This is a genomic window from Sporosarcina sp. OR05 (assembly GCF_041414805.1).
Classification (GTDB): Bacteria; Bacillota; Bacilli; order Bacillales_A; family Planococcaceae; genus Sporosarcina; species Sporosarcina saromensis.
The window spans coordinates 1-2,944 of sequence record NZ_JANKJL010000026.1; the positions used below are offsets into that span (position 1 = coordinate 1).

Consider the following 2,944-nt stretch of genomic DNA (forward strand, 5'->3'; position numbering starts at 1 on the left):
CCGTATAAAGGTTAAGTTAGAAAGGGCGCACGGCGGATGCCTTGGCACTAGGAGCCTATGAAGGACGGCACTAACACCGATATGCTTCGGGGAGCTGTAAGTAAGCTTTGATCCGAAGATTTCCGAATGGGGAAACCCACTGCCCGTAATGGGGTAGTACGTTTACGTGAATACATAGCGTAAACGAGGCACACCCGGAGAACTGAAACATCTAAGTACCCGGAGGAAGAGAAAGAAACATCGATTCCCTTAGTAGCGGCGAGCGAAACGGGAAGAGCCCAAACCAGGAAGCTTGCTTCCTGGGGTTGTAGGACACTCTATACGGAGTTACAAAGGGCTGGATTAGACGAAGCGACCTGGAAAGGTCCGCCATAGCGGGTAAAAGCCCTGTAGTCGAAAGTCCAGCCCCTCCAGAGTGGATCCTGAGTACGGCGGAACACGTGAAATTCCGTCGGAATCCGGGAGGACCATCTCCCAAGGCTAAATACTCCCTAGTGACCGATAGTGAACCAGTACCGTGAGGGAAAGGTGAAAAGCACCCCGGAAGGGGAGTGAAAGAGAACCTGAAACCGTGTGCCTACAAGTTGTCAGAGCCCGTTAATGGGTGATGGCGTGCCTTTTGTAGAATGAACCGGCGAGTTACGATTCCATGCAAGGTTAAGCAGCGAATGCGGAGCCGCAGCGAAAGCGAGTCTGAATAGGGCGAATGAGTATGGGGTCGTAGACCCGAAACCAGGTGATCTACCCATGTCCAGGGTGAAGGTAAGGTAACACTTACTGGAGGCCCGAACCCACGTACGTTGAAAAGTGCGGGGATGAGGTGTGGGTAGCGGTGAAATTCCAATCGAACCTGGAGATAGCTGGTTCTCTCCGAAATAGCTTTAGGGCTAGCCTCAAACGAAAGAATCTCGGAGGTAGAGCACTGTTTGGACTAGGGGCCCATCCCGGGTTACCGAATTCAGACAAACTCCGAATGCCGATGATTTATGTTTGGGAGTCAGACTGCGGGTGATAAGATCCGTAGTCGAGAGGGAAACAGCCCAGACCGCCAGTTAAGGTCCCCAAGTATCCGTTAAGTGGAAAAGGATGTGGCGCTGCCCAGACAACCAGGATGTTGGCTTAGAAGCAGCCACCATTTAAAGAGTGCGTAATAGCTCACTGGTCGAGTGGCGCTGCGCCGAAAATGTACCGGGGCTAAACGGATCACCGAAACTGCGGATTGACATCTTAGATGTCAGTGGTAGGAGAGCGTTCCAAGGGCGTTGAAGCTAGATCGTAAGGACTGGTGGAGCGCTTGGAAGTGAGAATGCCGGTATGAGTAGCGAAAGAAGGGTGAGAATCCCTTCCACCGAATGCCTAAGGTTTCCTGAGGAAGGCTCGTCCGCTCAGGGTTAGTCGGGACCTAAGTCGAGGCCGAAAGGCGTAGACGATGGAGAACAGGTTGATATTCCTGTACCACCTCCCCGCCGTTTGAGCAATGGGGGGACGCAGTAGGATAGGGTGAGCGCGCTGTTGGTCATGCGCGTCTAAGCAGTGAGGTGTGGAACGAGGCAAATCCCGTTCCTATAACATTGAGCTGTGATGGCAAGGGGAATATTTCCCTGGAGTCCCTGATTTCACACTGCCAAGAAAAGCCTCTAGCGAGGCGGGAGGTGCCCGTACCGCAAACCGACACAGGTAGGCGAGGAGAGAATCCTAAGGTGATCGAGAGAACTCTCGTTAAGGAACTCGGCAAAATGACCCCGTAACTTCGGGAGAAGGGGTGCTCTGGTAGGGTGAATAGCCCGAGAGAGCCGCAGTGAATAGGCCCAGGCGACTGTTTAGCAAAAACACAGGTCTCTGCAAAACCGTAAGGTGACGTATAGGGGCTGACGCCTGCCCGGTGCTGGAAGGTTAAGAGGAGAGGTCAGCGCAAGCGAAGCTTTGAATTGAAGCCCCAGTAAACGGCGGCCGTAACTATAACGGTCCTAAGGTAGCGAAATTCCTTGTCGGGTAAGTTCCGACCCGCACGAAAGGCGTAACGATCTGGGCACTGTCTCAACGAGAGACTCGGTGAAATTATAATATGCGTGAAGATGCGCATTACCCGCGACAGGACGGAAAGACCCCGTGGAGCTTTACTGTAGCCTGATATTGAATTCCGGTGCAGCCTGTACAGGATAGGTAGGAGCCTTGGAATCCGGAGCGCCAGCTTCGGAGGAGGCAATGGTGGGATACTACCCTGGCTGTATTGGAATTCTAACCCTTACCCGTGATCCGGGTAGGAGACAGTGTCAGGTGGGCAGTTTGACTGGGGCGGTCGCCTCCTAAAGTGTAACGGAGGCGCCCAAAGGTTCCCTCAGAATGGTTGGACATCATTCGTAGAGTGCAAAGGCATAAGGGAGCTTGACTGCGAGACCTACAAGTCGAGCAGGGTCGAAAGACGGGCTTAGTGATCCGGTGGTTCCGCATGGAAGGGCCATCGCTCAACGGATAAAAGCTACCCCGGGGATAACAGGCTTATCTCCCCCAAGAGTCCACATCGACGGGGAGGTTTGGCACCTCGATGTCGGCTCATCGCATCCTGGGGCTGTAGTCGGTCCCAAGGGTTGGGCTGTTCGCCCATTAAAGCGGTACGCGAGCTGGGTTCAGAACGTCGTGAGACAGTTCGGTCCCTATCCGTCGCGGGCGTAGGAAATTTGAGAGGAGCTGTCCTTAGTACGAGAGGACCGGGATGGACATACCGCTGGTGTACCAGTTGTCTTGCCAAAGGCATCGCTGGGTAGCTATGTATGGACGGGATAAATGCTGAAAGCATCTAAGCATGAAGCCCCCCTCAAGATGAGATTTCCCATTACGCAAGTAAGTAAGATCCCTCAAAGATGATGAGGTAGATAGGTCCGGGGTGGAAGCGTGGCGACACGTGCAGCTGACGGATACTAATCGATCGAGGACTTATCCTTTA

At 53.5% G+C, this 2,944-nt stretch carries 1 rRNA gene; it reads left to right on the forward strand.

What is annotated here, in order from left to right:
* The first annotated feature begins 9 nt into the window (after nucleotides 1-9).
* Nucleotides 10-2,942 (forward strand): 23S ribosomal RNA (locus NRI27_RS17860).
* Nucleotides 2,943-2,944: the final 2 nt, after the last annotated feature.